Consider the following 6,304-nt stretch of genomic DNA (forward strand, 5'->3'; position numbering starts at 1 on the left):
TGTCACGCCGGGGGTCGCGGGTTCGAGTCCCGTCCACTCCGCCACTTATATTAAGCCTCAGTCGAAAGACTGGGGCTATTTTCGTTTCTACTGCGACGTTTCCCTGAAGAGTGTTTATACACCTAACTAGACTATTTCACATAATCCCTACTAAGCGAACTCTGCGTAATTACACACTAGGCTTTAATTAATTATAGGCCGGTGATGCTGTGGAAAGGCAATATGACCTACAAACAAGCCTAAGTAATCTATGGTATTCAAAGGCGTTCAACGACTTGAATCTTGATGAGAAAGAAAAAACGAATTGGAAGATGAAAGATTGAAGGAGCTCTTCATTAGCGAGGTGATGATTTTCGACGCTGAACATTTGATGAGTCTCAGAAAAAATATATCGCCAAAGGGTAAGAAGCGCCAGAACAGAGAGGGGTAGCTTAGCTCGAGGCTGTAAGCTATGCGGAATACTCACAAACGTCAAAGCTCAAACCCATTAAGAGAGTCGCTCTAGATCTAAGTGGTTATGTGCTCACTAGCGGTACTAGAAAATAGTTAAGTATTCCAAATGGACTATATGAAAAAGCCAACTGCTAAAGCGGTTGGCTTAGTATAAAAATCTCGACGTACTTTAGAGCGAGAAATGATGTCTAAAGAATACGTTTTAAAACACCATCTGCCTTTAGGCGGGTAATTTTTCTGACCAGTCGCTGTACCTCTATAGGATAGTCTTCTACTTTCTCTAATTGCTTATAAGTACAGATAAGGTGAGTATGCTCTAGAATACGCGAAACTTCGTCTTCAAACTTCTCAGTGAGCTTCGCATAATTGTCTTGTATGAGTAGCCCATTTTCTAGGTCGAGTGACCAAGCACGTGGATTTAGGTTATTCCCAGTAAGTAGCATATAGCGTTTATCAACCCAAATACCCTTAAGGTGGAAGCTGTTATTGTCATGCTTCCATAGGTGAATTGACAATTTACGTGCGGCGATATTCGCTTCATTGGCTTTCGCAAAGCGACGCAAATTCACTTCGTAAAGATATGGAAGTCCGCCAATGGTTTTAAAGTCTTCCTCAGGTGCAATGTAAAAGTCATTGGCGGTTTTATCGCCCACAACAATAGTTACTTTCACACCACGCTTCATGGCTCGTTTCACTTCACGATGAAGTGCTTTAGGGAAGTTAAAGTAAGGCGTACAAATGAAAATTTCGTCTTGGGCTGCTGCCAATAACTTTACAATCTGTTGATTGAGCAGATTACGGCGTTTGCCTAGCCCAACTAACGGAGTGACTTTTACACTTTCTTCTGTTGCAGCTTGGTCTTCAAACTTATAGTTGGCTTGAGCAAGAGAAGCCCTCAGTTGGCGAATCGCCGACTTTATTTCTTTGGTTTCTGGCTTATCTTTTCCTGCAAGATCATTAACGGCAGGGTGAGCAATCATTTCTTCCTGAATGAATTGCACCATTGAATTCGCTAAAGATTCATGTCGAATCACATGGTAACGATCAAATCGATAACGTTCATGATAATGGAGATAAACGTTATTTAAGCTCGCCCCACTGTAGATAACAGTATCATCGACAATGAAGCCTTTTAAATGCAGTACCCCAAAAACTTCTCTGCCACGCACTGGTATGCCATAGACAGGGATTGGGTGCTGGTACTTACTGGCATATGCTTTGTAAAGCGCTGAATTACCCTCAGATGTCTCCGCACCAATCAGGCCACGCTGCGCTCGATGCCAGTCGACACAGATATTGATGTCCAACCCAGGATTGCGCTGTTTCGCTTCATAAAGCGCAGTGAGAATTTCACGTCCAGCTTCATCATCTTCCAGATATAGAGCGACTAGGTAAATTCGCGACGTTGCTTTGCTGATAGCATCTAAAAGACGGGTTCTGAATGATTCTGCTGAATACAGAACATCAAAGTCTTCCGGATTGACAGCGAGACTTGGCAACTGTTCGAATGGATTCCTACTTACTATCATATCGGTATGAGTACCTTAGTTTAGTGCAATATTGCGAACCTGCCATTTTATCAAAGATATGATTTACCTGGCTACAAAAGCACGCGTTTTGATGTCGTTGAAGAGATGAATTGCATTGGAATGAGATCTTTACCGCTATCTACGTAACGTTGAAATGCCATTTTTAGCGGGTGTGGTAGCTCAGAGCAATCAATTGTTGTGAATCCATGCTTGGAATAATAGGATTCGAGATGTGTAAACGCGAAGCAATAATCGCCATCAGTGAAAACATTGTTTTTACAATGAGTTAGTAGTTTTTTTCCAATCCCTGTTCCCCTAACTTTCGGAATGACCAACATTCCTGTCAACAGACGAACTTTATCTACACCTTTTAAACGTAGTAACGCAATGATTTCACCCTTATGGCTTGCTGTAATGATCAATTCATCCTTTTTGGCTCGACCCGCAGGGTAATACGCTTTGTATAGTTTCTTAATGAGGGGGAGCTTGATGGGATTTAACACTTCTATGATTAATGAGTCTGGTATTGTCACTGCGGTTAAAAGATAACTAATGTAGAATGTCGACAGTTTAAGAGAATCTTATCTGGTGTTGCAAACCTACTATGCAAATTAAAACAAATGCGAGCCTAAAGGCTTACCATACTTTTGGAATTGAACAATCGTGTTCCTATTTAGCTATCGTTGAGTCGCTCGAAGATGTTATTGAGCTATTTCAAAACCCAAGATTCACCCATTTACCGAAACTTTTTTTAGGTAAAGGAAGTAATGTTCTTTTTACAGAACATTTTGAGGGATTAGTGATTGTTAATCGAATCATGGGTAAAGAAGTCACGGAAACGGATGAGCACTACCTATTACATATTGCCGGTGGTGAAGATTGGCCTGAATTGGTTTCCTGGTGTGTGAATCAGGGGATCGGTGGGATCGAGAACTTAGCTTTGATTCCAGGTTGTGCTGGCTCGGCTCCTATTCAGAACATTGGTGCGTATGGCCTAGAGCTAAAAGACATCTGTGATTATGTAGATGTTCTTGACCTAACTACGTTTGAAAACAAAAGAATGCACGCCCAAGACTGTGAGTTTGCCTATAGGGATTCCATATTTAAACATGCGTTGCACGGAAAGTGCTTTATCACCGCATTAGGGCTTAAGTTGGCGAAGCAATGGCAGCCGATTAACCAGTACGGCCCTTTACAAAGTATCCCAGAAGAACAACTCAGCCCTGCTTCTATCTTCGAACGAGTATGCCAAGTGCGAAAGGCAAAACTACCAGATCCAACCAAGATAGGTAACGCAGGTAGTTTCTTTAAAAACCCAGTGATCACGCAAGATCACTATGATCGACTCACAAAAAAATACCCTAACGTAGTGGCCTACCCAGCTTCTGGAGGAATGAAAATTGCTGCTGGTTGGCTTATCGATCAGTGTGGATTAAAAGGGAAGTCTGTACACGGTGCGCAGGTCAACCCTATGCAAGCTTTGGTTTTGACCAACATGGATAATTGTAGTGCAGATGACATTGTCGCGCTTGCTTCTTTAGTGAAGCAGACAGTATGGGACAAATACCAAATCATACTTGAGCATGAAGTACGCTTTCTCAATCGTACCGGGGAGACCAATTTGGCTCAGATCGAGGCATCTAGATGAGAAAAGATCACTCTACGAAACTTCATATTCTAAAGTTATTAAGTGATGGAGAGTTTCATTCAGGAGAAGCGTTGGGCGACGATCTTAATGTTTCTAGAGCGGCAATCGCTAAGCACATTAAAGGTCTTAGTGAATGGGGTATTGATATTTATCGAGTGCAAGGGCGCGGTTACCAATTAGCCTCACCATTGCAGTTGTTAGACGAGACTCTCCTTACCACTAGCTCGGAGTCACTTGTTGAACTCGTCCCTGTGATTGACTCAACGAATCAATATTTGCTCGACAGAGTCGCGGATTCGGAAAAGGGCCGTGTTTGTATTGCTGAATATCAAGCACAAGGGCGTGGTCGCCGCGGTAGACAATGGGTCTCACCGTTTGGCTCTAACTTATATCTCTCTATGTATTGGCGACTGGATGCAGGAATGGCTGCGGCAATGGGCTTGAGCTTGGTGATTGGGATTGCCGCAGTGGAAGCTTTGGAAGAAGTAGGCATGCAAGGTGTTAAACTCAAGTGGCCGAATGACTTGTATTATCAAGATAAAAAACTGGCCGGAATCTTGGTTGAAATGTCGGGTCAGGCCGGTGGGGCTGCTCATCTAGTGATTGGGATGGGCCTGAATATTGGAATGCCTGACGACCAGCCTGAGATTGACCAGCCATGGACCACGTTGAACCAAGTAAATCAGAGTCTCAAGATCGATAGAAATGTTCTAGCAATGACACTTATCAAGCATTGGAATTCCGCACTTGTCGAATATGAAATGAAAGGACTTACTGGCTTTATCGAACGTTGGAATCGGTTAGACAATTTCCTTAATCGTCAGGTCAAACTGCTTATTGGTCCTAGAGAGGTATATGGCGTCGTTCGAGGCATCGATCATCAAGGTGGAATATTAATCGAAACCTCCCAAGGACTAGAGACTTATATTGGTGGTGAAATCTCGTTGCGTAAAAGTGACTAATCTTCGATTACTTTCGCAACGAAACTTTATCAACTAAGTGGTTAACGCCTTTGTGTAGAATCAAGTGGGCTCTCTCACGAGTTGGAAGAATATTCAATTCTAAATTGAGCCCATTAATATCATGCCAAATTTGCTTCGCTTTTTTCTTTGCGTCATCGACAGAGAGTTGTGTGTAGTGGCTAAAATAAGAGCCTGGTTTCGTAAAGGCCCCTTGGCGAAACTTTAAAAAGCGTTCTACATACCAATGTTCAATGGTTTCTGTTTCTGCGTCGACATAAATTGAAAAATCTAAAAAGTCAGAGACGAAGACACGATGCGGGTCATGTGGATAGTCCATTCCACTTTGCAGAACGTTTAAACCTTCAATAATAAGAACATCCGGTCTATCCACTTTCCTTAGTTCATCAGTAATGTCATACGTGATGTGAGAGTAGATGGGTACTTCAAGATCGGGCTTTCCTGCCTTTACGTCAGACATGAACTCGACTAAGCGCTTGATATCATAGGATTCTGGGAAGCCTTTACGATGCATGATACCGCGTTCTTCTAGTACTTTTTTCGGATATAGGAAGCCATCTGTTGTAACCAAGGACACTTTGGGATGATTCTCCCAACGAGAAAGCAATGCCGTTAGAATACGAGCAGTCGTACTTTTGCCTACAGCAACACTGCCAGCGATACCAATTACGAAAGGGGGAGCATGTTCCTCTGTATTTAAGAATTGTTGTAATACGGAATTGCGGCTTTGACGAGCCTGGACATACAGATTCAAAAGACGAGACAAAGGAAGGTAGATCTCTACCGCTTCCTCCATGGTTAGGTTTTCATTAATGCCCTGAAGCGCAGTCAAGTCGTCTTCAGAAAGTGTCATCGGTACAGAGTTTCTTAACTCGGCCCAATTTGCACGGTCAAATGACAAAAATGGACTCATGGGTCTCTTTTATCCTTGGTTTAATAGAAGCAAGAACATACATCAAGCGAACTTCAAAGCAAACGACAAAGGTCGAAGTTTACTTTAAAAAAGCTAAGTTTGTACGAATTTGCAGCAAACGAATCTAAAAAATCGAAATTTATGATTTTTTTTCAAATTACTATTGCAACCTAGAAAATCATTCAATAGAATGCGCACCACTTATGCCGACTTAGCTCAGTAGGTAGAGCAACTGACTTGTAATCAGTAGGTCACCAGTTCGATTCCGGTAGTCGGCACCATTCTTTCCTTTAGTAGTCTGAATGGCTTGAAAATTTGGAGGGGTTCCCGAGTGGCCAAAGGGAGCAGACTGTAAATCTGCCGGCACTGCCTTCGATGGTTCGAATCCGTCCCCCTCCACCATATTCTTTAGGAAATAGCTCTCAGAGTTACGTGTTGCGGGCATCGTATAATGGCTATTACCTCAGCCTTCCAAGCTGATGATGCGGGTTCGATTCCCGCTGCCCGCTCCACTCTAATTTGAGTGCTGATATAGCTCAGGTGGTAGAGCGCATCCTTGGTAAGGATGAGGTCGGCAGTTCGAGTCTGCCTATCAGCACCAGCTCTCAAGTTTATTTCCTTTTGATATTAGATTTACCAATTATCTTTTTTTGGTTGCGTGGTCAATTTGGGCCACCTAAATCCGTACCTAGAGGGACCACTCATGTCTAAAGAAAAATTTGAACGTACGAAACCGCACGTTAACGTTGGTACTATCGGCCACGTTGACCACGGTAAAACA

Annotated in this window: 5 protein-coding genes and 4 tRNA genes; 6 read left to right on the top strand and 3 right to left on the bottom strand. The window is 42.8% G+C overall.

The genetic code is table 11. The annotated features are described in order from the left end of the window. Positions 1–641: 641 nt before the first annotated feature. Both pssA and R7F07_RS24215 read right to left on the bottom strand, forming a co-directional pair. Complete coding sequence (gene pssA, locus R7F07_RS24210; RefSeq protein ID WP_025768993.1) at positions 642–1,982, bottom strand: CDP-diacylglycerol--serine O-phosphatidyltransferase; 1,341 nt, start codon at positions 1,980–1,982, stop codon at positions 642–644. 71 nt (positions 1,983–2,053) lie between these two features. After that, complete coding sequence (locus R7F07_RS24215) at positions 2,054–2,485, bottom strand: GNAT family N-acetyltransferase (RefSeq protein WP_017633746.1); 432 nt, start codon at positions 2,483–2,485, stop codon at positions 2,054–2,056. Between the two features lie 101 nt (positions 2,486–2,586). Here R7F07_RS24215 and murB point away from each other — a divergent pair, with 101 nt between their 5' ends. Then, positions 2,587–3,630: a UDP-N-acetylmuramate dehydrogenase gene (gene murB, locus R7F07_RS24220; RefSeq protein WP_053303319.1), complete on the top strand. Its 1,044-nt coding sequence runs from the start codon at positions 2,587–2,589 to the stop codon at positions 3,628–3,630. Next, the gene (gene birA, locus R7F07_RS24225) at positions 3,627–4,592 is read left to right on the top strand and encodes a bifunctional biotin--[acetyl-CoA-carboxylase] ligase/biotin operon repressor BirA (protein WP_005373054.1); all 966 of its coding nucleotides are present in this window, start codon (positions 3,627–3,629) and stop codon (positions 4,590–4,592) included. The genes murB and birA overlap by 4 nt, the downstream gene beginning before the upstream one ends. A gap of 7 nt (positions 4,593–4,599) precedes the next feature. Here the strand turns inward: birA and coaA are convergent, their stop codons facing one another. After that, entirely contained in the window at positions 4,600–5,523 is a 924-nt protein-coding gene (coaA, locus tag R7F07_RS24230; protein ID WP_005388683.1) for a type I pantothenate kinase, read from the bottom strand. A 205-nt stretch (positions 5,524–5,728) separates the two neighbouring features. Between coaA and R7F07_RS24235 the strand changes: the two genes are divergently transcribed. The 4 genes from R7F07_RS24235 to R7F07_RS24250 all read left to right on the top strand — a co-directional run bounded on the left by R7F07_RS24235 (position 5,729) and on the right by R7F07_RS24250 (position 6,124). After that, positions 5,729–5,804: transfer RNA gene (locus R7F07_RS24235), tRNA-Thr, on the top strand. A gap of 36 nt (positions 5,805–5,840) precedes the next feature. Next, positions 5,841–5,925 (top strand) — tRNA-Tyr (locus tag R7F07_RS24240). A gap of 35 nt (positions 5,926–5,960) precedes the next feature. After that, positions 5,961–6,035: transfer RNA gene (locus tag R7F07_RS24245), tRNA-Gly, on the top strand. Between the two features lie 13 nt (positions 6,036–6,048). Next, positions 6,049–6,124, top strand: a tRNA-Thr gene (locus R7F07_RS24250). Positions 6,125–6,304: the final 180 nt, after the last annotated feature.

The sequence above is a fragment of the Vibrio sp. YT-16 genome (assembly GCF_033337405.1).
GTDB classification, from domain to species: Bacteria; Pseudomonadota; Gammaproteobacteria; order Enterobacterales; family Vibrionaceae; genus Vibrio; species Vibrio alginolyticus.

Excerpts from the sequence above, each read along its gene's own strand:
- pssA (WP_025768993.1), bottom strand. The coding sequence starts at position 1,982 with ATGATAGTAAGTAGGAATCCATTCGAACAGTTGCCAAGTCTCGCTGTC.
- murB (WP_053303319.1), top strand. The coding sequence starts at position 2,587 with ATGCAAATTAAAACAAATGCGAGCCTAAAGGCTTACCATACTTTTGGA.
- birA (WP_005373054.1), top strand. The coding sequence starts at position 3,627 with ATGAGAAAAGATCACTCTACGAAACTTCATATTCTAAAGTTATTAAGT.
- coaA (WP_005388683.1), bottom strand. The coding sequence starts at position 5,523 with ATGAGTCCATTTTTGTCATTTGACCGTGCAAATTGGGCCGAGTTAAGA.